This is a genomic window from Halomonas sp. IOP_31, from assembly GCF_021151495.1.
Lineage (GTDB): Bacteria > Pseudomonadota > Gammaproteobacteria > Pseudomonadales > Halomonadaceae > Modicisalibacter > Modicisalibacter zincidurans.
Genome location: NZ_JAIRBP010000003.1, coordinates 112,405 through 137,686 on the forward strand (window position 1 = coordinate 112,405; position 25,282 = coordinate 137,686).

The 25,282-nt window shown below is 66.7% G+C and carries 24 protein-coding genes and 1 other RNA gene; 12 read left to right on the plus strand and 13 right to left on the minus strand.

The features are described from left to right. Positions 1 to 67: 67 nt before the first annotated feature. The 4 genes from K7I12_RS03235 to K7I12_RS03250 form a co-directional block, all read right to left on the minus strand. Positions 68 to 1,648, minus strand: a complete 1,581-nt coding sequence (locus tag K7I12_RS03235) for a sulfatase-like hydrolase/transferase (RefSeq protein WP_031384867.1) — start codon at positions 1,646 to 1,648, stop codon at positions 68 to 70. Between the two features lie 225 nt (positions 1,649 to 1,873). Beyond that, positions 1,874 to 2,647: a glycosyltransferase family 2 protein gene (locus tag K7I12_RS03240; protein ID WP_031384866.1), complete on the minus strand. Its 774-nt coding sequence runs from the start codon at positions 2,645 to 2,647 to the stop codon at positions 1,874 to 1,876. After that, positions 2,647 to 3,726 carry a glycosyltransferase family 9 protein gene (locus K7I12_RS03245; RefSeq protein ID WP_231662985.1) on the minus strand — a complete coding sequence of 360 codons (1,080 nt, stop codon included), beginning with the start codon at positions 3,724 to 3,726 and terminating at the stop codon, positions 2,647 to 2,649. The genes K7I12_RS03240 and K7I12_RS03245 overlap by 1 nt, the downstream gene beginning before the upstream one ends. 50 nt (positions 3,727 to 3,776) lie before the next feature. Then, a complete protein-coding gene (locus K7I12_RS03250) occupies positions 3,777 to 4,538 on the minus strand; it encodes a 3-deoxy-D-manno-octulosonic acid kinase (RefSeq protein WP_231662987.1) in 762 nt (253 codons plus the stop codon). On the opposite strand from K7I12_RS03250, the gene K7I12_RS03255 reads away from it, so the two are divergent. Genes K7I12_RS03255 through waaA form a run of 3 tightly spaced genes read left to right on the plus strand, consistent with a single transcriptional unit; the run spans position 4,537 to position 8,346 of the window. Then, on the plus strand, positions 4,537 to 5,643 hold the full coding sequence (locus K7I12_RS03255; RefSeq protein WP_231662988.1) for a glycosyltransferase family 9 protein: 1,107 nt from the start codon (positions 4,537 to 4,539) through the stop codon (positions 5,641 to 5,643). The two genes, K7I12_RS03250 and K7I12_RS03255, sit on opposite strands and share 2 nt — an antisense overlap. Beyond that, on the plus strand, positions 5,633 to 7,063 hold the full coding sequence (gene hldE / locus K7I12_RS03260; RefSeq protein WP_231662989.1) for a bifunctional D-glycero-beta-D-manno-heptose-7-phosphate kinase/D-glycero-beta-D-manno-heptose 1-phosphate adenylyltransferase HldE: 1,431 nt from the start codon (positions 5,633 to 5,635) through the stop codon (positions 7,061 to 7,063). Before K7I12_RS03255 ends, hldE begins: the two co-directional genes overlap by 11 nt. A gap of 2 nt (positions 7,064 to 7,065) precedes the next feature. Continuing rightward, the gene (waaA, locus tag K7I12_RS03265) at positions 7,066 to 8,346 is read left to right on the plus strand and encodes a lipid IV(A) 3-deoxy-D-manno-octulosonic acid transferase (protein WP_231662990.1); all 1,281 of its coding nucleotides are present in this window, start codon (positions 7,066 to 7,068) and stop codon (positions 8,344 to 8,346) included. 16 nt (positions 8,347 to 8,362) lie between these two features. On the opposite strand, the gene rpiA is transcribed toward waaA, so the two are convergent. Continuing rightward, positions 8,363 to 9,034: a ribose-5-phosphate isomerase RpiA gene (gene rpiA / locus K7I12_RS03270; RefSeq protein WP_231662991.1), complete on the minus strand. Its 672-nt coding sequence runs from the start codon at positions 9,032 to 9,034 to the stop codon at positions 8,363 to 8,365. 379 nt (positions 9,035 to 9,413) lie between these two features. Between rpiA and ilvA the strand changes: the two genes are divergently transcribed. Next, positions 9,414 to 10,955 (plus strand): threonine ammonia-lyase, biosynthetic, encoded by a 1,542-nt coding sequence (ilvA, locus tag K7I12_RS03275; protein WP_084173606.1) that lies wholly within the window; start codon positions 9,414 to 9,416, stop codon positions 10,953 to 10,955. A gap of 359 nt (positions 10,956 to 11,314) precedes the next feature. On the opposite strand, the gene K7I12_RS03280 is transcribed toward ilvA, so the two are convergent. The 3 genes from K7I12_RS03280 to K7I12_RS03290 all read right to left on the minus strand — a co-directional run bounded on the left by K7I12_RS03280 (position 11,315) and on the right by K7I12_RS03290 (position 12,502). Further along, a complete protein-coding gene (locus K7I12_RS03280) occupies positions 11,315 to 11,938 on the minus strand; it encodes a 5-formyltetrahydrofolate cyclo-ligase (RefSeq protein ID WP_231662993.1) in 624 nt (207 codons plus the stop codon). 25 nt (positions 11,939 to 11,963) lie between these two features. Continuing rightward, positions 11,964 to 12,148: non-coding RNA, 6S RNA (ssrS, locus tag K7I12_RS03285), on the minus strand. 54 nt (positions 12,149 to 12,202) lie between these two features. Next, entirely contained in the window at positions 12,203 to 12,502 is a 300-nt protein-coding gene (locus K7I12_RS03290) for a cell division protein ZapA (protein WP_031384857.1), read from the minus strand. 175 nt (positions 12,503 to 12,677) lie between these two features. On the opposite strand from K7I12_RS03290, the gene K7I12_RS03295 reads away from it, so the two are divergent. The 4 genes from K7I12_RS03295 to K7I12_RS03310 all read left to right on the plus strand — a co-directional run bounded on the left by K7I12_RS03295 (position 12,678) and on the right by K7I12_RS03310 (position 17,360). Beyond that, entirely contained in the window at positions 12,678 to 13,262 is a 585-nt protein-coding gene (locus K7I12_RS03295) for a UPF0149 family protein (protein WP_031384856.1), read from the plus strand. 50 nt (positions 13,263 to 13,312) lie between these two features. Continuing rightward, positions 13,313 to 14,707 (plus strand): Xaa-Pro aminopeptidase, encoded by a 1,395-nt coding sequence (gene pepP, locus K7I12_RS03300; RefSeq protein ID WP_231662994.1) that lies wholly within the window; start codon positions 13,313 to 13,315, stop codon positions 14,705 to 14,707. Positions 14,708 to 14,819: 112 nt separating this feature from the next. Continuing rightward, positions 14,820 to 16,031: a 2-octaprenyl-6-methoxyphenyl hydroxylase gene (gene ubiH, locus K7I12_RS03305; RefSeq protein WP_031384854.1), complete on the plus strand. Its 1,212-nt coding sequence runs from the start codon at positions 14,820 to 14,822 to the stop codon at positions 16,029 to 16,031. A 36-nt stretch (positions 16,032 to 16,067) separates the two neighbouring features. Beyond that, positions 16,068 to 17,360 (plus strand): UbiH/UbiF/VisC/COQ6 family ubiquinone biosynthesis hydroxylase, encoded by a 1,293-nt coding sequence (locus K7I12_RS03310; protein ID WP_231662995.1) that lies wholly within the window; start codon positions 16,068 to 16,070, stop codon positions 17,358 to 17,360. A gap of 58 nt (positions 17,361 to 17,418) precedes the next feature. Here K7I12_RS03310 and K7I12_RS03315 read toward each other — a convergent pair whose 3' ends face one another. The 3 genes from K7I12_RS03315 to gpmI form a co-directional block, all read right to left on the minus strand. Continuing rightward, on the minus strand, positions 17,419 to 18,723 hold the full coding sequence (locus K7I12_RS03315) for a S41 family peptidase (RefSeq protein WP_231662996.1): 1,305 nt from the start codon (positions 18,721 to 18,723) through the stop codon (positions 17,419 to 17,421). A 90-nt stretch (positions 18,724 to 18,813) separates the two neighbouring features. Next, on the minus strand, positions 18,814 to 20,007 hold the full coding sequence (locus K7I12_RS03320; protein ID WP_231662997.1) for a murein hydrolase activator EnvC family protein: 1,194 nt from the start codon (positions 20,005 to 20,007) through the stop codon (positions 18,814 to 18,816). 7 nt (positions 20,008 to 20,014) lie between these two features. Next, complete coding sequence (gene gpmI / locus K7I12_RS03325; RefSeq protein ID WP_231662998.1) at positions 20,015 to 21,589, minus strand: 2,3-bisphosphoglycerate-independent phosphoglycerate mutase; 1,575 nt, start codon at positions 21,587 to 21,589, stop codon at positions 20,015 to 20,017. A 256-nt stretch (positions 21,590 to 21,845) separates the two neighbouring features. Between gpmI and K7I12_RS03330 the strand changes: the two genes are divergently transcribed. The 4 genes from K7I12_RS03330 (at position 21,846) to K7I12_RS03345 (ending at position 24,556) form a co-directional block, all read left to right on the plus strand. Continuing rightward, on the plus strand, positions 21,846 to 22,265 hold the full coding sequence (locus K7I12_RS03330; protein WP_031384849.1) for a rhodanese-like domain-containing protein: 420 nt from the start codon (positions 21,846 to 21,848) through the stop codon (positions 22,263 to 22,265). Between the two features lie 51 nt (positions 22,266 to 22,316). Then, positions 22,317 to 22,808, plus strand: a complete 492-nt coding sequence (secB, locus tag K7I12_RS03335; RefSeq protein ID WP_231663001.1) for a protein-export chaperone SecB — start codon at positions 22,317 to 22,319, stop codon at positions 22,806 to 22,808. Positions 22,809 to 22,847: 39 nt separating this feature from the next. Further along, positions 22,848 to 23,576, plus strand: coding sequence for a 16S rRNA (uracil(1498)-N(3))-methyltransferase (locus tag K7I12_RS03340; protein ID WP_231663003.1), 729 nt, complete (start codon positions 22,848 to 22,850; stop codon positions 23,574 to 23,576). Positions 23,577 to 23,638: 62 nt separating this feature from the next. Further along, positions 23,639 to 24,556, plus strand: a complete 918-nt coding sequence (locus K7I12_RS03345; RefSeq protein ID WP_231663006.1) for a restriction endonuclease — start codon at positions 23,639 to 23,641, stop codon at positions 24,554 to 24,556. Positions 24,557 to 24,603: 47 nt separating this feature from the next. Here K7I12_RS03345 and K7I12_RS03350 read toward each other — a convergent pair whose 3' ends face one another. After that, a complete protein-coding gene (locus K7I12_RS03350; protein WP_231663009.1) occupies positions 24,604 to 24,876 on the minus strand; it encodes a BrnA antitoxin family protein in 273 nt (90 codons plus the stop codon). Then, a complete protein-coding gene (locus tag K7I12_RS03355) occupies positions 24,851 to 25,162 on the minus strand; it encodes a BrnT family toxin (RefSeq protein WP_231663010.1) in 312 nt (103 codons plus the stop codon). The genes K7I12_RS03350 and K7I12_RS03355 overlap by 26 nt, the downstream gene beginning before the upstream one ends. Positions 25,163 to 25,282: the final 120 nt, after the last annotated feature.

A 25,282-nucleotide genomic window follows, 5' to 3' on the forward strand; every position in this document is an offset into this window, starting at 1 on the left:
CCAGCCCAGGGCTATCGCAGATAGCGTTTACACGCGTCGACAAGCCGGCGCGGCATCGCTCGCTGGGCTAGCGCGGCGACTCGCCCGAGGAAGGCTTCCACAGGCGTTGCTGCAGCGCGCTTTCTGACCGCATGCGCGCATCGATCGTCTCGATGCCGTGACGCTCCAGCAGCGTCTGGGCCGGCGACAGCAGGGAGGCACCGAGCCCGGCGCGGTTGGCGGGCACCTCGAAGCCCATGGCTTCCAGCACCGTCGGCAGTACATCGACCATCGACGACTCGCGCTCGATGACCCGTGGCTCGAGACCATTTCCGAACATGATCAAGGTGTTCTCTCGCTCGCCGGCGGTCAGTGCCTGCCAGGCGGAATTCTTCATTGCCAGGTGATCACTGGCGATCACCACCAGGGTGTTGTCGAGCAACCCTTCGCGCTCGAGGCGCTCGACGAAGCGACGCGTCAGCCACCCGGTGCACTTGATGGAGTACAGGATATTCTTGCCATCGAAAGCCCCCTGGTTGTTGCGACAACGCCGGGCTGGATAACCGTAGGGTGGATGCGCCGACAAGGTGGCCGCGAAAAGCCCGAAGGGCTCGGGCTGACGCTGCAGGGTGCGCACCCGCTGAACCGCCATGTCCAGCAGCGAATCGTCGTACAACCCCCAACTGTTGAGATAGCCGGGATCGTCGAGGCGCGGACTCAAGGCTTCGCGGCCGAGCACGGTGTCGAAGCCATGCTGCTTGTAGAACAATCCCTTGCCGGCGAAGTCGAGGCTGGCTCCGCCCATGAAGGTCAGATTGTAGCCGCGTCTGGAAAGCAGGTCGCCGAGACAGTCGACGCCTGGCACCACGTACTCCAGCGGCTCGAGCTGGGAGTCATGCAACAGCCCCGCGGGGATCAGTGGCGTGCCGCACTGGCTGGCGATCATGCCCGCCGTGGTCCAGCCGGTATTGGCGATCTGGCGCAGGCCCTTGAAGACCACGCCGCGCTGGCCGAGCGTCTCCAGGTCAGCATAGACGTCGCCGAAACGCGATTCGTCGGCGTAGGTGCCTTCGGTACTTTCCATGTACAGATAGATCAGGTTGGGCGGGTTCTCTGGCATGGCCTCGATCTGCGGCGGCACATAGCGGCGCTCCAGCCAGGCGCCATCCTCGGCGACGATCGACGCCCCTTCCAGGGTGATGCCGAACAGCAACGGGTTGAAGGCCAGCAGGAACAACACCAGCACGCGCTCGAGCAGCCGCCAGCGCTGATCGACGCGCACCAGCCAGGTGAATATGCCGAGCATGATCAGCCCGGTCAGGGTATAAACCATCCCGACGAAGATCCGCCCGCCGCTGCCGTTATCGGCGATCCCCGCCTGCAAGTGGAAGATCACCGCGCCAAGGTCGACCTTGCCGTAGCTATCGGCCAGAAACAGGTAGATCCACCACAGTGCCAGCGGCAGCAGCGACCAGGGCCAGGCGCGCGGCCGGACGACCTGATGGGCGGGAGCCCCCCAACGAAACTCCCAGGCTAGCATCAGCCACAGGACCAGGACCGGCAGCGCCCAGAAATGCGACAGACTGAATACCGTGGTCATGGCGTAGCCGATACACAGACCCAGGTAGGCGATGGCCCACCAGCGTCCGGCGGGTAAACGGGTCGACATCTGCAAGAATCCTTCCGAGCAACGCAGGAGCCTATCGGGCTTGACGCTGATCTACTGCGAATCCCGGGCTTTCGGCCAACTTTATCGATCCATTTCGTTAAATAGCGCGCTATTCGCCTCAATCGATCGTTTAATTTGACTCGAAATCCGTGCTTCTCGTGACGATCGGTCAAACCCGACAGACTCTTAGACTAGCAAGCGCGTCATGGGGCTGTCATAGCCATGTCACGGAGGCGGCTCCTGAGCATTGGCGGTACGCTCGTTTTCGTAGAGCTCGTTGAGCTTGGCGTATTTCATGTAGGCGTGGAACGCCGTGGTCAGCGCGACCGTCATGCCATCGGCGCCCTGGAGCAGGCCCCCCTTGAACAGCAGCTTGCGCAGCGTCGCCGTCAAGGCGTGCACGGCGGGACGCAGCGGCGAGGGCGTCACGCCCCGCTCCTTCATCGCCCAGGCGTCACGGGTCGAGAGCGCGTCGATGCGCTGGATCCAGTGCGACAGGCTGGCGTAAGTGAAGTGATCAAGGTGGGCCTGGGTGAGCTTGACGCGGGGCGCCTCGACCGAGGAATGGGCCTTCCTGGGCAGATAGCCCGCGGTGGTGCGATTGTAGAGCCGCGTCACCGAGTCGGGATAGAAGCCGGCGGCGCGAATCCAGTGATTTCCAACGTAGTTCTTGCGCCGGAAGGCGTAGGCCTGGGAAGGATCGTCCAGCGCCAGACCCTCGATCAGCGCGACGGCATCGTCAGCGAGGCGCTCGTCGGCATCGAGGGCGAGAATCCAGTCGTTGCGGGCGAAGGGCACGCCATGGGCCTTCTGCGGGCCGTCGCCGAGGTAGGCCTGGGCGATGACGTGCGCGCCGTGCGCTTCGGCGATCGCCACCGTGTCGTCCTCGCTCAGCGAGTCGACGACGATCACCTCGTCGCAGACACGCTGCAGCGAGCGGATGCAGGCGGCGATGTTGGCGGCCTCGTTGAGGGTGATGACGATTCCGGTGATGGGCATTAGCGGCTCCCCGTGGCAGGCATGGGCGACGCGGTCGGCGCGGGCCACCAGTCGGCGATGGCCTGTGCCGCGGCCTCGATGTCGATGCGGCTCATGTCGGTGGCGTGCTCGGCGGCGGGTGGGCTGAACGCCAGGCGATGGGCGTCGCGGTTACAGGTCTGCCAGCGCAGCGGCGTCGCCGAGCGCTTGGCCGGGTAGAAGCCGACGGTGGGCACGTCCAGGCAGCCGGCGATATGCAACGGCCCGGTGGAACCGGCGATGAGCAGGTCGGCGGCGCTCAGGCTGTGGGCAAAATCGACCAGGTCGTCACGCGGCGGCATGACCCGCGTCGCCACGCCCTGGTCGACGAGGTCGTCGCACAGCGCGGCGGCGGCGGCGTGCTCGCCGGGTCCCGAAGTGAGTACCCACTCCGCGGGTGTGTCCAGGCGCACGTCGATGCTCGCGACCAGCGCGGCATAGTGCGCGGGCGACAGGTTGACCGCCGAGCCCCCGCTGCCACCGTGCACGAAGCCCCAGCGGCGTCGCGCGTCGAGCCCGCATTCACGGGCCAGGCGCTGGCGCTGCTCGCCGCGCATCGTTGTCGGCAGCGGCCAGTAGGGCGGCTCGAGTATCGGAATCGGCTGGCCGAGCTGGGTCAACAGCGCCTCGGCGAGCTCCAGGTTGTAGCGATACTCGGGGCGCTGCGAGCGCGAACGGCGCTGGACGATACGCCGGTTGTGGAACACCTGAGCCCACTTGGTCGCCGGCGCCAGGCGCAGCGCAATGCCGGCCCGCCAGCCCAGCCAGCCGATGCGCGGCGTCGAGAACAGCGTCAGCAGCGCATCGAAACGGCCCGCGCGCAGCTGGGCGAGCAAGGCGCGCTGCACATCGCGCGACGCGTCGTCGCCGGGGTCGACGAGCACCTCGTCGACCCACGGGCAGGCCCGGGCGAGGGCAGCGGTATAGTGCGGCACCAGCACGCTGACATGATTGTCCGGATGGGCTTGCTTGAGGCAGGCCAGGGCGGGCCAGGCGAGCATGAAGTCGCCGAGCTTGTCGTTGCGCACGACCAGCAGGCGCTGGCCCTTGGGCTGTGGCATGTCAACTCCCCGCAGTGGCGCATCGCGCCGTGGCATGGATTGACCGCGAATTATACCCGAGCCGGCCCGGCCCGGTCGTAGCCGCGCAGGATCGCCGGCACCGCCTCCTCGGCGTCGAACTTCGCCAGCGAGCGCTGCAGGCGTTCGAGATTGGCGTTCTGCCAGTCTCCTGGACGGCGCAGCCGGCAACGGTCCAGGTCGATCAGCCATACCCTCTCGTCGGGGGTGATCAGCAGGTTGCGCGCATTGAGATCGACGTGGTCGAGCCCGGCGGCGTGGAAGCGGCGGATCGTGGCGCCGACGCGCTCGAGCAAAGCCGGGTCGTTGCCTTCTAGGCACTCGGCCAGGGCGCGCGCGCCGGCCAGGCGCACGGTGAGCAGCGCGGCGGCGTAACTGAGCCCATGGCGCGTCACGCGAGCGGCCACCGGGCGTGGCACCGGCAGGCCCTGGTCGTACAGCCTGGCGGTGAGGCGCATCTCGCAAAAGGCGCGGCTGCGCTCCAGCCCGGTCCAGACGTAGCGTGCCTCGCTGAGCCGTGCCGCCATGCCGCCGCGGCGATAGTCGCGCAGTACCCATTGCTCGTCGGCCAGGGCGATCCTGGCGGCATCGACGAACAGGCTGGCCCCGCGCCCCGGGGCCTGGCCGACCACGGCGTCGTGGCGTTGCCAGAAGGTGGCACTGAACCACGCCGGGTCGAACGAGTCGCGGGCGCCTCCGGTGACCAGCGTTTGTGGCGGGGTCGTGGCGTCACATAGAATGCCGACGTCATGTAAAATGAATTGCCTGCCCACCTGGAGTGTTGCCAACTGCATGAAGCATCCTTTGCCAGCTCAGCCCGCGCATATCGGCATCCTGCGCCTTTCCGCGCTGGGCGATGTCTGCAATCTGGTGCCCACCGTGCGCGCCCTGCAACGCCAGTGGCCCAACGCCCGCATCACCTGGATCATCGGCAAGGCGGAGCATAGTCTACTGGCGGGCCTGTCCGGGGTCGAGTTCGTGGTCTACGACAAGGCGACGGGGTTGGCCGGGATGCGCGAACTCTGGCGCCAACTGGCGCAGACGCGCTTCGACGTGCTGCTGCACATGCAACAGGCGCTGCGCGCCAGCGTGCTATTGATGGGGCTCAACAGTGCCGTGCGGGTGGGATACGACAAGGCCCGCGCCAAGGATTGGCAGCACTGGTTCACCCATCGCCAGCTCGGCGTTCACGCGCGTGCCCACGTCCTCGAGTCGTTCATGGACTTCGCCCGCCTGCTGGGCGTCGCCGATACCCGGCTCGAATGGGACTTGCCGATTCCTGCTACGGCACGCGCCGAGGCCCGGCGACTGAGCGGCGAGGGCGACTACCTGGTGATCAGTCCCTGCGCCAACCCGCGGCTGCGCAACTTCCGCAACTGGTCGGCACAGGGCTACGCGACGCTGATCGAGCATGTGTGGACCCAGCACGGCCTGAAGAGCGTGCTGACCGGCGGCGGCAGCGCCCAGGAGCGCGAGATGGGCGCGCGCATCCGCCAGCTTGCCGTCGCCGAATCGGTGATCGACGCCATCGGCGCGAGCTCGCTCAAGGGCCTGCTGGCGCTGATCGACCAGGCCCGGCTCGCCGTCGCCCCGGATTCCGGCCCGGTGCACATGGCCAACGCCCTGGGCACGCCCACCGTCGGGCTCTACGCCACCACCAATCCGGATCGCGCCGCACCCTATTGCTGGCGCGACTACGTCGTCGATCGCTACCCTGACGCGGTACGCCAGTTCCTGCACAAGGACCCGGAGACGCTTCCCTGGGGGCAGCGGGTCCGTCATCCGGATGCCATGGCGCTGATTCGCGCCGAGGACGTGATCGCGCGCGTCGATCAGGTCCTGGCGCTACCCCGCCCCATCCGACCCAACCCGACGCTGGAGCCGCGCGATGAAGTTTGACCTGACCGCCCTCGAACGGGCCTGCCTGCTGGTGGTGGGCGATGTGATGCTCGACCGCTACTGGCATGGCGGCACTTCGCGGATCTCGCCGGAGGCGCCGGTGCCGGTGGTACGTGTCGGCGAGAGCGAGGACCGCCCGGGCGGCGCCGCCAACGTGGCGCTCAACGTCGCCGCGCTGGGTGGCCACGTGGCGCTGGCGGGGCTGGTCGGCGACGACGACAACGCCGATTTGCTGAGCGCGCGGCTGGAAGACTCCGATGTGAGTACTCACTTCCAGCGCAGCTCCGCAATACCGACGATTACCAAGCTGCGAGTAATGAGCCGCAGCCAGCAACTGATCCGTCTGGATTTCGAGGACAGCCTGGCCGGCATCGATACCGGCGAGATGCTCGGCCGGATCGAGGCCGCGCTGCCCGACAGCGACCTGGTGATCCTCTCCGATTACGGCAAGGGCACGCTGGGCCGCGTCGAGGAGTTGATCGCACTGATCCGCGCCAGCGGCAAGCGAGTGCTGGTCGACCCCAAGGGCAGCGACTTCCGACGCTATCGCGGCGCCAGCGTGATCACCCCCAATCTGGGCGAGTTCGAGGCGGTAGTCGGGGTCTGCCACGACGACGCCGAGCTGGCCGCCAAGGGCGAACGGCTGCGCGCCGAGCTCGAACTGGAGGCGCTGCTGATCACCCGCAGCGAGCGCGGCATGACGCTGATCCGCGCGGATCATGCGCCGCTGCACCTGCCGACCCATGCCCGCGAGGTGTTCGACGTCACCGGCGCCGGCGACACGGTGATCGGCGTGCTCGGGCTGGCGTTGGCCGCGGGCCATGCCTATCCCGAGGCGGTGACCCTGGCCAACCTGGCCGCCGGGCTGGTGGTCGCCAAGCCGGGTACCGCCACGCTGTCGGTGGCCGAGCTCTACACCGCGCTGCATGGCGACAAGCTCGCCGAATTCGGCGCCATCGAGGCGGCGGCGCTGATCGAGGCGGTGCGCGCCGCCCAGGCCCGTGGCGAGCGGGTGGTGATGACCAACGGCTGCTTCGACATCCTGCACGCCGGGCATGTCGCCTATCTCGAACAGGCCCGGCGACTCGGCGACCGGCTGATCGTCGCGGTCAACGACGATGCCTCGGTGGCGCGACTCAAGGGGCCGCGCCGGCCGATCAATAGCCTGGCGCGGCGCATGCAGGTGCTGGCGAGTCTCGCCGCCGTCGACTGGGTGGTCGCCTTCGGCGAAGAGACGCCGGCCCGGCTGATCGAATCGGTGCTGCCCGACGTACTGGTCAAGGGTGGCGACTACCGGCCCGAGGAGATCGCCGGCGGCGAGGCGGTGATCGCCAACGGCGGCGAGGTCAAGGTGCTGGGCTTCGAGGATGGCGTGTCGACCACCGCGATGATCGCCACCATCCTCGACCGCGAGCGCTGAGCGTGGCCTCCCGCCACGGGCTGGCGCGGCTCGCCTACAGCGGCGTGCTGTATCTTGCCGCGCCGCTGATCTGGCGCCGGGTGTGGCGTGAGTCGGCGCCCACTCACCCGCGTGGCGAGCGACTCGGGCTGATTCCCCGACGCACCGACGCGCGGCCGCGCATCTGGTTGCACGCGGCGTCGCTCGGCGAGGTGGTCACCGCCACGCCGCTGATCCGCGCGCTGCTGGCGCGCCATCCCGATCATGCGCTGGTCGTCACCACCATGACCGCGACCGGCGCCGAACGCATCGAGACGCTGTTCGGCGACGCGGTGCGCCATCACTTCCTGCCGCTGGACTTTCCCGGTGCCGCCCGGCGCTTCGTCGAGCGCCTGCAGCCGGCGCTGGCGATCATCGCCGAAACCGAGCTGTGGCCGAATCTATTGCATGCCTGCGCGACTCGCGGGGTGCCGGTAGTGATCGCCAATGGCCGCCTCAGCCTCGGCGCCTTCGCTACCTACCGGCGCTTCGCGGCATTGAGCCGCGACATGCTCGAGAGTGTCGCCTGGGTGGGTGCCAAGTCGGGCGAGGATGCCGAGCGCTTTCGCGCCCTCGGCTGCCCGGCCGCCCGAATCGCCGTCACCGGTGCGCTCAAGTTCGACATTCAGCTCGATGACGGCCTAGAAAGCGAAAGTGAGCGCTTACGTACCGAGTGGGGCGAGCGACCGGTGTGGGTCGCCGGCTCGACCCATCCCGGCGAGGACGAAGCGGTGCTCGCCGCTCACGCCCGGCTGCGGAAGCGCTATCCAGACGCTCTGTTGGTGTTGGTGCCGCGTCATCCGCAACGCTTCGAGACGGTCGCTGCGCTGTGTCGGTCGCAGGGCTTCGCGCTGGCGCGGCACTCGCGCGGCGAGGTGCCGGGTCCCGCTACCGGCATTGTGCTGGGCGACACCATGGGCGAATTGATGCGCTTCTACGGCGTGGCGGACGTGACCTTCGTCGGCGGCTCGCTGGTGCCGGTGGGCGGGCACAACCTGCTCGAACCGGCAGCGCTCGGCGTGGCGGTGGTCAGCGGACCCTATCTGGACAATCTGCGTGAGATCGCCGATACCCTGGCCGAGGCCGATGCGCGGCGTGAAATCGTCGATGGCTCGGCGCTGGGCGAAGTGCTGATCACGCTGTTCGACGCCCCCGAAGAGCGCCAACGTCTGGGTGCCGCGGGCCGGGCGGTAGTCGAGGCCAACCGCGGTGCACTGGCGGCGACGCTCGAGAAAGTAAGCGCTTACTTGCGCGCAAATGCTTAGTTCGAGCGCAATGCCCTCAACGCGTGAAACGTGTCACGCCCTCCTCGCCGGCCAGTAGCAGCACGTCGGCGCCGCGGCGCGCGAACAGGCCGTTGGTGACCACGCCGGCGATGTCGTTGAGTTCGGACTCGAGTTCGGCCGGGGCCTCGATGAGATAGTCATAGCAGTCGAGAACCTGATTGCCGTTGTCGGTGATCACGCCGTCGCGGTAGACCGGGGTGAGACCGCGCGCGACCAGCTCGCGGGCCACGTAGGAGCGCGCCATGGGGATCACCTCGATGGGCAGCGGAAAGCCGCCGAGCACTGCGACGCGCTTGGAGGCGTCGGCAATGCACACGAAGCGCTCGGCGCAGGCGGCGACGATCTTCTCGCGGGTCAGCGCCGCGCCGCCGCCCTTGATCATCTCCAGGCGCGGATTGATCTCGTCGGCGCCGTCGACGTAGACCGGAAGGCTGCCCACATGGTTGAGCTCGAAGACCTCGATGCCGTGATCGCGCAGCCGCTTGGCGGTGGCTTCGGAGCTGGCCACTGCGCCCTTGAAGTCGTGACGATGTGCCGCCAGCAGATCGATGAAATGATTGGCGGTGGAGCCGGTGCCGACCCCGATCACGCAGTCGGCGTGAAGCAGCGGCTTGATTTCGTCGATGGCGGCGGCGGCCACCGCGCGCTTTAAGGCGTCCTGGGTCATGGCAAGGCTCGTCGGTCGATGGGCAGGGACGGCCATTATAGGCCAGCCGGGAGCCGCTGTAGATGCCCGCTGGGCCGGCATGGCGAGCAACGCAGCGGCTCTAGCTGGCAGGGCAATCGCAGTTGGCGTTTCGCTCGGGGCTGATCCGTCGATAAGCCTGCGAGCGGGGCCGGCGTGCCGGAGGCGCTGTGAATACCTCCATGTACGCTACCGACGCCGTCCATGGCGTCGGACCTCCTCTTCGGCTTATCCCCGGCGCCCTTCGTCAGTTCAACTGCGATAGCCCTGCTCTAGCTGGGCTTTTGCTGGACGCCGAGGCGCCGCGTCTGCTACCAATAGGGGTTTTCCAGTCGGGTGCAATGCCCACGCGACGCGGCCTATGCGACGTGCGACTCAGGACTCCAGGATGCTCGAAGACACCGTCAAGAAGATACTAAAGGCCCGCGTTTACGAAGCGGCCCGCGAAACCCCGCTCTCGCCCGCGCACTTCCTGTCCCGCCGTCTCGACAACCAGATCCTGATCAAGCGCGAGGACCTGCAGCCGGTCTACTCGTTCAAGGTGCGCGGCGCCTACAACAAGATGGCGCAGCTCAGCGAGGCGCAAAAGGCCAAGGGCGTGATCGCCGCCTCGGCCGGCAACCACGCCCAGGGGCTGGCGCTGGCAGCCAAGCAGCTCGGTGTCAAGGCGGTGATCGTGATGCCGCGCATCACCCCCGAGATCAAGGTCCAGGCGGTGCGCGCCCGCGGCGCCAAGGTGGTGCTGCGCGGTGACGCCTTCGGCGAGGCGCTGGCCCATGCCCGCGAGCTGATCGAGGCGCACGGCTACACCTATATCCCACCGTTCGACGATATCGACGTGATCGCCGGCCAGGGCACCGTGGGCATGGAGATCCTGCGTCAGCAGCCCGGCCGGCTCGACGCGATCTTCGTGCCGGTGGGTGGCGGCGGACTGATCGCCGGAATCGCCGCCTACGTCAAGTACCTGCGTCCCGAGATCAAGGTGTTCGGCGTCGAGAGCGAGGACAGCGCCTGTCTCAAGGCGGCGCTGGAGGCCGGCGAGCGGGTCGTCCTGGAGCAGGTCGGGGTGTTCGCCGAGGGCGTCGCGGTGGCGCAGATCGGCGAGGTGCCGTTCGCGGTGATGCGTGATCTGGTCGACGGGGTGATCACCGTCACCACCGACGAGATGTGCGCCGCGGTCAAGGACACCTTCGAGGACACTCGCGCGGTGGCCGAGACCTCCGGCGCGCTGGCGCTGGCCGGGCTCAAGAAATACGTCCAGCAGACCGGCGTCACGGGCCAGACGCTGGTCTGCATCAACTCCGGCGCCAACACCAATTTCGATCGTCTCCAGCACATTGCCGAGCGCACCGAACTCGGCGAGCAGCGCGAGGCGATCCTGGCGGTGACCATCCCCGAGCGGCCGGGCAGCTTCAAGAAATTCTGCCGGACCATTGGCAAGCGCATGGTCACCGAATTCAACTACCGCTACGCCGATGCCGACAGCGCGCACATCTTTGTCGGCGTGCAGGTCAAGCCGGGCGGCGAGGACCGCCGGGCGGTGGCCGACAAGCTGCGCGAGGCCGGCTATCCGGTCGAGGATTTGACCGACAACGAACTGGCCAAGCTGCATATCCGCCATCTCGGCGGCGGGCGGCCCAAGGAGCACTTCGAGGAAGAGGTCTACCGCTTCGAGTTTCCCGAGCGCCCCGGCGCGCTGATGAACTTTCTCACCCATCTTCCCGCCGACTGGAATATCTCGCTATTCCACTATCGCAATCATGGCGCTGCCTACGGTCGGGTACTGGTCGGCATGCAGGTTCCCAACGGCGATCGTTACCATGTCGAAGAGTATTTCGAGAAGATTGGTTACCGTTACTGGAAGGAAACCGAGAACGTCGCTTATCGGCTGTTCATGGAATAACGCGAGTTTTAATAGCCAATTCGGGTGAGTGGCCACTTGCTAACCTGTAACCCCTTGTAAAGAGTGGGCTCTGTCAATTAGCGTTTGCGCACCGAGTATTGTCATTCTTTTATAGTAGCCCTATAGTCGGTGCGTTATCTGGGTGCAGCATTATTAACGCTAAATTTCGGAGTTGGTCATGAAACGCAAGCCCGACCTGGTCATGGCGCTGGTATTGATCTTCGGTCTGGGGATAGTCGCCACTGGCTACGCACAGACGCTGATCGGTACCTAGTTGCCAGTTGGGCCTGTACCGCGAGCCGCCATAAAAAACCGCCAGAGGCAAGCCTCTGGCGGTTTTTTATGGGTTCTCCTCAGCGTTAGCGATGGCGTGGGCGGACCATCCGGCGGTCACTGACGATGGCGTCGAGCGGTACGTCCCAGCCGGCGAACGGCAGCCGCTCGACATGCTGGCAGTCGTGGGCGACGCCGATCAGGCGAGGGCGCGGCCCGCGCCGGCGGGTGAAGGCGAAGCTGCGATCGTAGAAGCCGCCGCCCATGCCCAGCCGGTTGCCCAGATCGTCGAAGCCGACCAAGGGTAGAAGCGCCAGGTCGAGTGCCCAGGGCGGCAACTGACGGGCGCGATGGGCGCCATGGCGGGTATCCGGCTCGCGAATGCCGAAGCGGTTGCGGGTCATCGGCGTGGCGGCATGATAGTGCACGAACCATAGCCGGTTCTCGGCCAGCGGGCGCAGTACCGGCAGGTAGGCACGCGCACCGCGGCGGCGCAGCCAGGCCAGCAGCGGGGTGGCGTCGATTTCGCCGTCGTTGGGCAGGTAGAGAGCGACCCGTCGGGCACGCTGGACTTCCGGCAGGCCTCGCAACCGGCGGCACAGCGCCTCGCCGGCCTGACGCTGCTGGGCTTTGGTCAGCGCGCGCCGGCGCTGGCGCAGGGTCCGCCGCAGGGCCTTGCGCTGATCGTTGAGAAACTGCGGGTCAGACACGGGCATGGCCATGAATGGCTGAAAAGGGTTCCCCAGAGTGCCGCTGTCGTTCTGGCCCTTGAACCCACTGGTTCAAGGTGGGTGGCCGCAGACAGACCGTCAGGCTTTCCGTCGCACGGACATGCACACGGGTCTGTCTAGCAATTGGCCCCCTGGGTACTGCGCATAGGCTCGAGGGACGTCAACGACTGACGTACACCCCAGGGAACGCTTTCATCGTAACAGAGCTGGAAGTATGGCCAAAGGCCTGTTTGCTCAATCGGCTCAGCGCTTGGGAATCTCGCCGAGCGCGCGCTCCAGGCGCTGGTTGAGCTCGGCCAGGCTGTCCTCGCCGGCGCGTTTCTCGTCCTGCACCTGAAGCAGTTCATGGGTGATGTTGAGCGCGGCCATGATGGCGATCTTCTCGGCATCGAGCACCTTGCCGCGGGAGTGGATGCCATGCATCGCGCGGTCCAGGTAACGGGCGGTGCGCTTGAGCTCGGCTTCTTCGTCGGGCGGGCAGGCAATCACGTAAGAGCGTCCCAGCAGGGTGATCTCGGTGGTCGACCGTGCGTCGTCGCTCATGGCAGGCTCCAGGCGCGGGCCAAGAAGCGGCCCGTACGATAAGATGAACTCAGGTTTCGAGCCACTGTATATCTCGGTTCGAGCCACTATAGAGAGGCCCCGCCGGCCGGTCAACGCGCTGCTCCGGCCCGCCGCGACCGTCACGGGCATCTCCCAACCGCCATTATGGAAGCTCATGTCTATCATCAACGATCAGCTCGATTTCTCCACGGTCGCCGATGTCTTGCTAATCCACGGCAGCCTGCAGTCGCCGGCGTTCCTGGACGGCCAGCTGAGCGCTGCGCTGGCGCTTAACGACATTCCCGCCGGGGCCTGGCTGGAGACGGTCTGCCTGGCGATGGGCGTCGACCAGCCCCATGACCGCGAAGCCGGCGAGGTGCTGCTGGCCTGGCGTCGTCAGGCACTGGAGGCGCTCTCCGCGGCCGATCTCAACTTCGAACCGCTGCTGCCCGACGAGCTTTTTTCGCTCGCCGAGCGCGCCCGCGGCCTGCGCGAATGGACGCTGGGTTTCCTTGAAGTGGTCAACGAGATCGGCGGCGAAACCCGCGACGCCTGGTCGGCCAACTTGCGCGAGGCGATCGAGGACCTGGAGACCCTGGCCGGGCTCGACGAGCTGGCCCTCGACGACAGCCCCGAGAACGAGAACGACCTGTTCACGCTCACCGAGCACGCACGGATGGCTGCGATGCTGCTGTACACCGAACAGCACCCCGCCAGCCCCCAGGTCGAACAGGGCGATACCCCGCCACCCACCCAATGATTGCGCGTCGCTGACGCGATGAGTCGTCGACGCAATGAAAAGGAGCGCGCATGGCACCCGACACACTACACTATTCATCATCGCCCCGGTCATCATCGCCCCGGTCATCATCGCCCCGCCCTGCGGCCATCGGCCTCGACGAATACCGCCAGCGGCGCCAGGCGCTGATGGCCGGGTTGCCGGGCTCGAGCGCGGTGCTGTTGCCGGCAGCAACGTTGGTCACGCGCAGCAACGACAGCGAATACACTTTCCGCCAGAACAGCGATTTCCATTACCTGTGCGGTTTTCCCGAGCCCGATGCGCTGCTGCTGCTGCTGCCCGATCGCGAGGACGGCGAAGCGGTCCTGTTCTGTCTCGACAAGGACCCCGCTCTGGAAGCCTGGACCGGTATCCGGGTCGGCGCCGAGGCGGCGGTCGAGCGCTACGGCGTCGACCAGGCCTTCGCCAACAGCGAGCGCGACGAGCGCCTGGCGGCGCTGCTCGATGGCCGACGGCATCTTTACCTGCCGCTCGGCGACGACGGCGCGATGGCGCTCGCCGAGGAGGTGCGCCAACAGTTGCTGGCCCGCGCGCGGCGGGGCGCCCGCGCGCCCGAAGCGCTGGTCGACGTCGCAGCGCTGATTCACGAGCAGCGTCTGATCAAGAGCGACGCCGAGCTCGAGCTCATGCGCCACGCCGCACGGATCTCCGCCCGGGCGCATGTGCGCGCAATGCGCAGCGCCCGTCCCGGACTCGGCGAGTATCAGTTGCAGGCCGAGCTCGAGCACGAGTTCCAGTGGCACGGCGCTCGCGCCCCGGCTTACAGCACCATCGTCGGCGGCGGCGCCAACGCCTGCGTGCTGCATTACATCGAGAACGCCGCGACCCTCGCCGCCGGCGAGCTGGTACTGATCGACGCCGGCGCCGAATTCGCGCTGTATGCCGGCGACATCACCCGTACCTTCCCGGTCAACGGCCGCTTCAGCGCCACCCAGCGCAGCGTCTACGACATCGTGCTCGCCGCGCAGACGCGTGCCGTCGAGGCCGTACGCCCCGGGGCGACGCTCGGCGAGATCCATCGCGGCGTGGTCCGCGACCTGACCCGCGGGCTGATCGAGCTGGGTCTGCTGCAGGGCAGCGTTGAAGACGAGCTAGACGCGCGCATCGACGACGAAAGCTATAAGCGCTTCTACCTGCATTCGACCTCCCACTGGTTGGGGCTCGACGTGCACGACGTCGGCGGCCAGCGCCGCGATGGCGAGCCGCGCCAGCTCGAGCCGGGGATGGTATTGACCGTCGAGCCCGGGCTGTACATTCCGGCCGACGACGACATTCCGGCCGCCTTGCGCGGCATCGGCATCCGCATCGAGGACGACGTGGTGGTCACCGCCACTGGCCATGAGGTACTGACGGCGGATGCGCCCAAGCGGGTCGAGGATATCGAAGCCCTGATGGTCAAGAATTGATCAAGTCGATGTGCGTGATTTTTAATCATACGTAAATTACGTAAAGAGCCGGAATAGGCTTGAGCAGCAGGGCGCGCTACACGAACACGCGCTACAGAACAAAGGAGAGTTCATGGGCGTAACCCCGGTAGATATCGCCATCGTCGGCGGCGGCCTGGTCGGCGCGAGCCTGGGCTGCGCGCTGGCGCCGCTGATCGAACGCCACGGGCTGCGGGTGACGGTGATCGAGGCGGCGCCGCTGGCGGTGCCTTCCAGGGCGGACCTGGCGGACTATCAGCCGAGCTTCGACGTGCGCGCCAGCGCCATCGCGCTGGGCTCGCGCTGGCACTTCGAGACGCTGGGGGTGTGGCCGGACCTGGCCGGTGAGGCCACGGCCATCGAGACCATTCACGTCAGCGAGCGCGGCCGGCTTGGCGCGACCCGGCTGACGGCCCGGGAGTTGGGCATGCACGCGCTGGGGTACGTAATGCCCAATGCCTGGATGGGCCGCGTGCTGCATGCGCGGCTGGGCGAGCAGGCGATCGACTGGCAGTGCCCCGCGCGGGTCGAGTCGATCGCCCCGCAGGCCGGCGGCCATCGCCTGGCGCTGTCCAACGGCGAAATCCTTGAAGCCGGGCTGACCGTACTCGCCGATGGCGGGCGTTCGGGGCTCAAGGAACGCCTGGGGATCATTAGCCGGACGACCCCCTACGAGCAGAGCGCGCTGATCGCCACCCTCGAGGTCAGCCGCCCGCATCGCGGCGTGGCCTTCGAGCGCTTCGCGCCGGATGGCCCGCTGGCGCTGCTGCCGCTCAAGGGCAACCGCATGGAATTGATCTGGACCCACCAGCAGGGTCGCGAACAGGCGATCCTGGCGCTCGACGACGCGGCCTTCCTGGCGCGCCTGCAGGCGGCGTTCGGCGAGCGGGTGGGGCGCTTCCGGCGGGTCGGCGCCCGTCACGTCTACCCGCTGTCGCTGGTGACCGCGAAGGAAACGGCGCGTCCGGGGCTGGCGGTGCTGGGCAACGCCGCGCACTCGCTGCACCCGGTCGCCGGCCAGGGCTTCAACCTGGCGCTGCGCGGAGTGATGGACCTGGTGGCGGCGCTCGAGGCGGGGCTGACGACCGGCCAGGGGCCGGGCGACATGCGCGTCATGCAGGATTTCGAGGCGCGCCGCGAACGCGATAGCCACACCGTGATCCGTTTCAGCGATGGGCTGATCCGGCTGTTCGGCCTCGACCATCCCCTCCTTTCCCACGCCCGTGCGGCGGGGTTGGTGGGGCTCAATCTGGCCGGGCCGCTGCGCCGGACATTGGCCAGGCGGGCGATGGGCATCGAACGCTAGTAACTGCAACGGCTACACGGCAAAGGACAACGACTCATGACAGACAGCGATGCCGCGGCGGCTCGACAAGCCTCGTCGCAAGAAAAAGCCCCGCCGCAGGACAGGGAGTTCACCGAGCAGGTGATCGTCGTCGGTGGCGGGCTGGTCGGCGCCACGCTGGCGCTGCTGCTCGGCGAGGCGGGTATTGCCGTGCGCGTGCTCGAGAGCCGGGGGCGGCCGCTCGATGGCGAGGCGGTGGGCAAGGGCCCGCCGGCGGCGCGGGTCAGCGCGCTGACGCCAGTTAGTGAGCGCTTGCTCAGCAACCTCGGTGTGTGGCCGGCGATCGCCGGGCGGCGCGCCACGCCCTATACCGGCATGCAGGTCTGGGACGGCGAAGGCAGCGGCGAGATCCGCTTTCATGCCGACGAGGTGGGGGTCGCGACGCTGGGGCACATCGTCGAGAACGCGGTGGTGCTTGCCGCGCTGGAGGCGCGCCTGCAGGCGTTGCCCTCGGTGCGCATCGATTACGGCGTGCGGCTTAAGGCCTTGCAGAGCCCGGCCAGCGGACGTCGATTGATACTCGACGACGGCCGCCGGTTGCAGGCGCCGCTGGTTATCGCCGCCGACGGCGCGCGCTCGCAGCTGCGCGAGCTGGCCGAGATCGCCGTGCGCGAACGCGACACCGGTCAGGCGGCGCTGGTCACCACGGTGCGCTGCGAGCGGCCCCACGGCGGCGTCGCCCGTCAGGTCTTCCGCGGCGACGGGCCGCTGGCGTTTTTGCCGCTGACGGTGGATGGCGATGCGCACTACTGCTCGATCGTCTGGTCGACGGCGCCCGACGAGGCCGCGCGTCTCGCCGCGCTGCCCGACGAGGCATTGGCCGGCGAACTGGGCGAGGCGTTCGAGCAGCGCCTGGGCGGCGTGACGGTGACCGGCGCCACGGCGCGCTTTCCGCTGACCCAGCGTCACGCCGCGCATTACGTCGAGCCGGGGCTGGCGCTGATCGGCGATGCCGCCCACAACATTCATCCGCTGGCCGGCCAGGGCGTCAACCTGGGACTGATGGACGCCGCGGTACTCGCCGAGGAGCTGCTCGCGGCGCGCGACCGCGGTGCCGGCCTCGGCGACGTGCGCATCCTGTCGCGCTACGCACGGCGACGGCGCGGCGACAATAGCCTGATGCTGGCATTGATGGATGGTTTCAGGTTGCTGTTCGGCGCCCGAACTCCGGCGCTGCGGCTGCTGCGCAACGTCGGGTTGAGCGGAGCCGACCGGCTGGTGCCGGTCAAGCGGCTGATGATGCGCCAGGCGATCGGCGAGCGCGGGCGGCTGCCGGCGCGCTGTCGCTAGCCGGCGCTGTCGATAGCCGCCCACTGCCGGCGCTGTCGATAGCCGCCCACTGCCGCGGCTAGCCGCTGGGCGCTTCGCCCGCCGAGCCCGCCGACCGGGCGGGGCGACGTTCGAGCACGTTGAGCGCCTTGAGCAGATTGAGCGCCTCGCCGAGCTGGTAATCAAGCACCGGCTGACTGGATGCGCGGTCCTTCGGCGCGCGGCCGTTGGGGTTGGCCAGCCGCCCGGCGAGATCCGATTCGCTCAGGCCGAAGTCGTTGCCTTCGGCGACCTCGAGCCGGCCGCGCACCACCTCGACATCGGGGGCGATGCCCTGGGCCTGGATCGAGCGGCCGTTGGGCGTGTAATACAGCGCCGTGGTCAGCTTGAGACCATCGCCGTTGCCCAGCGGCATGACCTGCTGCACGGAACCCTTGCCGAAACTCCGCGTGCCCATCACCACCGCCCGGCCTTGATCCTGCAGGGCGCCGGCGACGATCTCGGCTGCCGAGGCGCTGCCGCCGTTGATCAGCACCACCATCGGCACGTCGGTCAGGGTACCCTCGGCCTGCGCCGAGAAACGCATGTCGCTGTCGGGCAAGCGGCCCTCGGTATACACGATCAGCCCGCTGTCGAGAAAGACATCGGCGACTTCGACGGCGCTGTCGAGCACTCCGCCGGGGTTGTTGCGCAGGTCGAGTATCAGCCCGTCCAGCGGCCCTTGCTGCTTGAGCGTGGCGAGGGCATCCTTGAGCTGGTTGCCGGTGCGACTCTGGAACTGGCTGATCCGCAGGTAGCCGTAGCCGGGTTCGAGCAGCTCTTGCCTGACGCTATCGCTGCGGATGATCTGGCGGGTCAGGGTCAGCGTACGCGGCGAATTCTCGCCCTCGCGCAGGAGGGTCATCTGGATGTCGGTGCCGGCCTCGCCACGCATCAGCGTCACGGCTTCCTGCAGCGACATGCCTTCGGTGGGCGTCGCGTCGATGCGCAGGATCACGTCGCGGGGCTGGAGCCCGGCCGCCGCTGCCGGCGTGTCGTCGATCGGCGCGATCACCGTCAACTGGCCATCCTGCATGCCGACCTCGATGCCCACGCCGCCGAACTCGCCCTCGGTGGACTCGCGCAGGGCCTCGAAATCCTCGCTGCCGAGATAGCTCGAGTGCGGGTCGAGCTCGCTGAGCATACCGCGCATGGCATTGCGCATCAGCGTGCTGTCGTCGACCTCCTCGACGTAGGCGCGCTTGATGCGCTCGAAGACCTCGGCGAAGGTCTGGACATCGGCCACCGGCAGCTCGTCGTCGGACGCTTCGGGGGCGGCCAGCGTCGGTGTTGTGAAGGAAACGAGAAGGGCTGGCAGCAGCCAGCGAAGACAATGAACGCGCATGCTCACTCCGGGTCGCGTCGGGCGAGGGCTCAGCATAGCGTTAGCGATGGGGCCAGTGCTACCCGCGCCGTCGTGGGGTGAGGCCGAGTGTCAGCGCTGGCTGATCCAGCGCCGTGGATCGATCGGCTCGCCGTTCTTGCGCATCTCGAAATACAGCGCCGGATCGCGGCGCCCGCCGCTGGCGCCGACGGCGGCGATCGTCTGGCCGCTGGCGACGCGGGCGCCGACCGCGACGTCGAAGCGCTGGACGTACGCGTACAGCGACATCACGTCATCGCCGTGGTCGATGATCAACAGGTTGCCGAAGCCGCGCATCCAGTCGGCGAACACCACGCGCCCGGCATGAATCGCCTTGACCGGGGTGCCGGCGGCGGCGGCGATCACCAGGCCGTTGCGGTTGACGCCCTCGCCGCTGCCGTAGGTCGAGACGATCCGGCCCTGCACCGGCCAGGGCAGGTCGCCGCGGGTCTTGTCGATGGCGGTGGAAGGCGGCGGCTGGTCGAGCCGCTTGAGCGCTTCGCGGATGCGCGCGAGTTGCTGTTCGGCCTCGTTGCGTGCGCGGGCCAGCGCTTGCTGGCGACTGCGCTCGTCGCTGTAGCGCGCGTCGAGCTTGGCGACCAGCGCTTCGCGCTCACGCGCCTGGCGATTCAGCGCGGTGCGCTGTTCGGCGGCCTCGGCGACCAGCTCGGCGAGGCGTTGGCGGCGTTGATCGAGGGATGTTCGGGTCTCGGCGAGCTGGGTGTCGAGTCGCGCCAGTTCGTCGAGCTGGCGTTCACGCGCCCGGGAAAGACGGTTGAGATAGGTCTGCAGGCGATCGAGCCGCCCCGGCTCGTCCTGGTTGAGCAAGAGTTTCAACTGCGGCGAGTCGCCGACCCGGTAGAGCGCGTCGAGCTGCTTGGCCAAGGCGTCGAGCTGTTCGCGGCGCCGCTCGCGCAGGGTCTGGCGGCGGCTCTCGAGTCCGGCGATCTGGCCATCGAGGCGGCGCTGTTGGTCGGCCAGCGAGGCCAGCCGGCGGCGCAGTTCGGCGAGCCGGGTCTCGACCTGGGCGAGCGCTTCGCTGGCATCGCTGCGCGCTTCGCGGGTCGCCGCCAGGCGCTTGCCGAGCGCCTGGAGATCCTTGCCGAGCGCATCGACACGCGCTGCCGCGGCCTGGGCGTCCTCCTTGCTGGCGGACTGCGCCGCCGCGTCGGGCAGGCCGCCCGTCAGCAGCGCGGCGCTAGCCGCCAGGGCCAACGCCAGGTTGCGAATGGCGCGCGCGGCGCCGCGCGGCGTGCCGACAGTCACCCGCCGGTCAGCGGTAGTCGACCAGCACGTTGCCGGTCATCTCGTCGGGGATCGGCTCGCCCATCATCGCCAGCAGGGTGGGGGCGAGATCGCACAGCCGACCGTCGTCGCGCAGGCCAGCGCGGCGCTGGGTGACGTAGACCAGCGGCACCTCGAAGGTGGTGTGGGCGGTCTGCGGCGCGCCGGTTTCGGGGTTGACCATCTGCTCGGCGTTGCCGTGATCGGCGGTGATCAGGCACTCGCCGCCGGCGCGCTCGATCGCCTCGACCACCCGGCCCAGGCACACGTCGACCGCCTCGATGGCCTTGACCGCGGCGTCGAAGTCGCCGCTGTGGCCGACCATGTCGCCGTTGGCGTAGTTGCAGACGATCAGGTCGTAGCTGCCCGCGTCGATCGCCGAGACTAGCGTGTCGGTGAGTTCAACGGCGCTCATCTCGGGCTTCTCGTCGTAGGTCTTGACGTCCTGCGGCGAGGGGATCAGCTCGCGGTGTTCGCCGTCGAACGCGGCCTCGCGACCGCCGGAGAAGAAGAACGTCACGTGGGCGTACTTCTCGGTTTCGGCGATGCGCAGCTGGGTCATGCCGCGCTTGGCGACCACCTCGCCGAGGGTGTTGACCAGGTCGCTGGGCGGGAAGGCGCACGGGGCGGGGATGTCGGCGGCGTACCGGGTGAGCATCACCAGGCCCTCGCCGGCCAGGCGTGGACGCGCCTGGCGCTGGAAGCCGCTGAAACCGTCCTCGACGAAGGCGCGGGTCAGCTCACGGGCGCGGTCGGCGCGAAAGTTCATGAAGATCGCCGCGTCGCCGTCGGCCATGACCACCGGCTCACCCGCCGGGCGTACGCTGGTGGCGACGACGAATTCGTCGCTCTCGCCGCGGGCGTAGGCGGCCGCCAGGCCGGCTTCGGCGGACTCGGCGATGTGCGTGCCGGCCCCTTCGCTCACCACGCGATAGGCCTGCTCGACGCGATCCCAGCGGTTGTCGCGGTCCATGGCGAAATAACGCCCGACGATCGAGGCGACGAAGCCGTTGTCGGCGCCCACCAGCTCGGCGAGCTGGGCGTTGGCGCGCTCGAGGGACGCCTGGGCGCTTTTTGGCGCGGTGTCGCGGCCATCGAGGAAGGCGTGAATGTAGATGCGCTTGGCGCCGCGTGCCGCGGCCAGTTCGGCCATCGCCAGGATATGATCTTCGTGGCTGTGCACGCCCCCCGGCGACAGCAGGCCGAGCAGGTGCACGGCGCGTCCGGCCGCCACCGCGGCGTCGATCGGCTGGGTCAGCGCGGCGATGCCGGCCAGCTCGCCGTCGGCGATCGCCTTGGTGATGCGGGTGAAGTCCTGGTAGACGATACGTCCCGCGCCGAGGTTCATGTGGCCCACCTCGGAGTTGCCCATCTGGCCGTCGGGCAGGCCCACGTAGCCGCCGTCGGTGTGAAGCAGGCCATGCGGGTAGCGTGCCTTGAGCGCATCCATCACCGGCGTGGCGGCGGCGGCGACGGCATTGTGTTCGGTCGACTCGTTGTGACCGTAGCCATCGAGGATGATCAGCGCTACCGGGCGCGGGCGGGCGGCTTTGGCATCTGACATGGCTGCAGCATCTGGCATGGAAGGGGCCTCGTGTTCTGTAGCGGACATCGGCCGGTGGCATGGCGGCACCAGCCTCCGGGCTTCGCGACTCACGTTCGTATGGCATCATACCGCAGCGGATGGGCGAACGTCACAACCCGCCCATGGTCGACGGACGCAGCCGCAAGGCTTGTGTATACTGGGCGCCGCCCGTACGCGCGGGCCGTTTTCAACCCGAGCTATCAACTAGCGCTATCCGGCAGAGTTACCCAGACCCATGATCGATCAGTTGTTCGAATTCGTGCAGAATCACCCGCTGCTGGTGGGTGCCTTCGTGGCGGTGCTCGCCGCCTGGCTGGCCTACGAGGCCAAGACCGGCAACCACGGTGTCGATACCGGCGAGGCCACCAAGCTGGTCAATCGCGACGACGCGGTGATCGTCGATATCCGCGATCCCAAGGAATTCAAGGCCGGGCACATCGCCGGCGCGCGCAATATTCCCCAGGGCAAGCTCGACCAGCGTCTCAACGAGCTCGACAAGTTCAAGGACAAGCCGGTCGTGGTGGTCTGCAAGCAGGGCCAGTCGTCCGCCGCCGCCGTCACCAAGCTGACCCAGGCCGGTTTCGCGCGCGCGGTCAAGCTCAAGGGCGGCATGGCCCAGTGGCAGGCCGACAACATGCCGGTGGTCAAGAAGTAACCGGCTCGCCCGCCTTCATCGAACAACCTCATCCAGACAAGAGACACAGTTATGGCAGACGACAACAAGCCGCAGGCCGCCCAGGGCAACGAACAGCAGCAACTGCAATTTTCCCTGCAGCGTATCTACGTCAAGGACATCTCCTTCGAGTCGCCCAACGCGCCCTCGGTCTTTCAGCAGCCGTTCAAGCCCAAGGTAAGCCTGGATCTCAACACCACCAGCGAACAGGTCGGCGAGAACCTCTACGAGGTGGTGGTCAAGGTCACCGCCCAGGTCGCGCATGCCGAGAGCGGCACCACCTCGTTTCTGGTCGAGGTCGAGCAGGGCGGGCTGTTCCGCATCGCCGGGCTGGAAGGCGAGCAGCTCGACCACACCTTGGGCGCCTTCTGCCCCAACGTGCTGTTCCCCTACGCGCGCGAATGCATCGACAATCTGGTCAACCGCGGCAGCTTCCCGCCGTTGATGCTGGCGCCGGTCAACTTCGAGGCGATGTACGCCCAGAAAAAGCAGCGCCAGACCGAAGGCAGCGAGGCTACCCAGTAAGCAAGGCAGCCAGTAAGTAACCAGCAAGGCGACACCGCGATGAGCGCCCCGCGCATCCACCTCGACGCCACGCTCACCGCGGGCGCCGAGTTGACCCTGCCCGAAGGCCCGGCGCGCCACGTCGCGGCGGTGCTCAGGCTGCGCGAGGGTGCGGCGTTGACGCTGTTCGACGGCCGTGGCCAGGAGGCCGCGGCCGTGCTCGTCGAGGCCACCCGCAAGCGCGTGGTCGCGCGCATCGAGGCGGTGACGGCGGGGCGCGGCGAGTCGCCGCTGGCGGTGCATCTGGGCCAGGCGATCTCCAAGGGCGATCGCATGGACTACGCCATCCAGAAGGCCACCGAACTGGGCGTGGCGGCGATCACCCCGCTCTACACCGAGCACGGCGACGTGCGCCTGAAGGGCGAACGCGAAGCCAGGAAACTCGCCCACTGGCAGGGCGTGGCGAGTAGCGCCTGCGAACAGAGCGGGCGCGCCACCGTGCCCACGATTCACCCGCCGCAGCCGCTCGGCGCATGGCTGGCCAGCCGCGACGAAGCGTTGCGGCTGATGCTGCACCCGGCCACCGACACTTCCTGGCAGCAGGCCGGTGAGATCACCAGTGCCGCGCTGCTGATCGGCCCCGAAGGCGGCCTGTCCCCCGCCGAAGTCGACGCCGCCACTAAGGCCGGTTTCACCCCGCTGACCCTCGGGCCGCGCATCCTGCGCACCGAAACCGCCCCCGTCGTCGCGCTGACGTTGTTACAGCATTATTTCGGGGATATGGGGTAAATCCTGATATCAGTCCAATAGTGTCGGCGTTGTTATAGTTAAAAAGAATGGGAGCATCCCCTTTGGCCGTACCCGATTTCCAATCATTGATGTTGCCGTTACTCAAGTTCTCCGCTGACGGTGAAGAGCATACGATGCAGGAAGCTCGCGAAGGCTTGGCTAAAATTATGGGGCTATCCCAAGAAGACCTTGAGGAGCGTCTGCCAAGTGGTCGGCAAACAACATTCGCAAATCGTGTAGCCTGGGCGAAAGTTTACTTGACGCAGGCTGGAGTCTTGGAATCCCCAAAACGGGGAAAACTCCATATTTCTGATCGCGGCCGGAAGATCCTTTCAGAATTTCCTACACGAATCGATATTAAGTACCTTGAACAATTCGAGGAGTTTCAAGAGTTTCGGCAGGCAAGCAACAAGAGCCGTACTGAAAAAGTGACCCACGCTGATGCAGCCCAAGCATCATCTACGACGCCAGAGGAAACGTTAGAGCAAGCATATCAGCAGCTGCGGGACGAAGTGGCGAATGAGTTGCTCCATTTGATCAAAGACAATACGCCAGAATTTTTCGAGAAACTGGTTGTTTACCTTATTGTCTCAATGGGATACGGCGGTTCTGTAAAAGAAGCTGGCAAGGCTACCCGGAAAACAGCGGACGAAGGTATAGACGGGGTTATCAAAGAAGATCGCCTCGGCTTGGAGACGATATATCTCCAAGCTAAGCGCTGGGAGGCGGCTGTTGGCCGACCAGAGATTCAAAAGTTTGTTGGTGCTCTTCATGGGCAGCGTGCCAAAAAAGGCGTATTTATCACTACCAGTCGCTTCTCAAAAGAGGCTTTGGATTATGTTGGCCAAATTGATCCAAAAGTTGTACTGATAGACGGCGCTGATCTCGTACAGTTAATGATTGATAATAATGTTGGGGTTGGTTCTGCAGCAGTATACGAGATCAAGAAAGTGGATACTGACTTTTTCATCGAAGACTGACTTGTTGCGGCTTCACACCACACCAAAGCCGCGTGTGTTTTAGCACCTCAGCCCCGACGGCTGTCGTTCACATCATCCGCAAGCCAAGCCTTGATCAGCGACTGATAGGGCATATCCCGCTTGTTCGCTTCGATCTTGATCCGATCAAGCAGCGTTTCGGGCAAGCGGAGTGAGATAGTCTTGGTCGATGGCTTCAATTTCGGGAAAGAAGCCGTTTTTGCCTGGCTCCAGTCCACATAATCGGAGGAGTCATGGCTTTCCCAAAACGCTCGTTCTTCCGCTTGCGTTTTGAACTCAGGCATCCTTTTTGACTTGCTCATAAACTGCCCTCTCTTTGCGGTGCATGTCGCGCGCGGAAATCACTCGAATCAGCGTACCGCTCTGCCTCAGTGTGAACGTGATGTGGAGCAGTCTCTCGTCATCTGTCTCACCCAGGGCATGAAAGCGGGCCTCGGCTTGGCTGTGTCTGGCGTCTTCCAGCACCAGAAGCGGCTCGTTAAAGAAGATTTCTTCCGCTTCGGATTGGCTGACGCCATGCTTCGCCGCATTCTTGCGGGAGTTGCCTTCGTCCCAGTCAAAGCCAGTAACCTGTGCCCAGTTAATCATGAATGTATATTATCAATATATACATAGTCGTCAATGTCGCGTCGTTTGTGTGCTCTCTATTGTCGCCTCATGCCCAGCCCTTTGCCCGCGTCGCCACCCGGCGTGATAATGGGCGCCTAT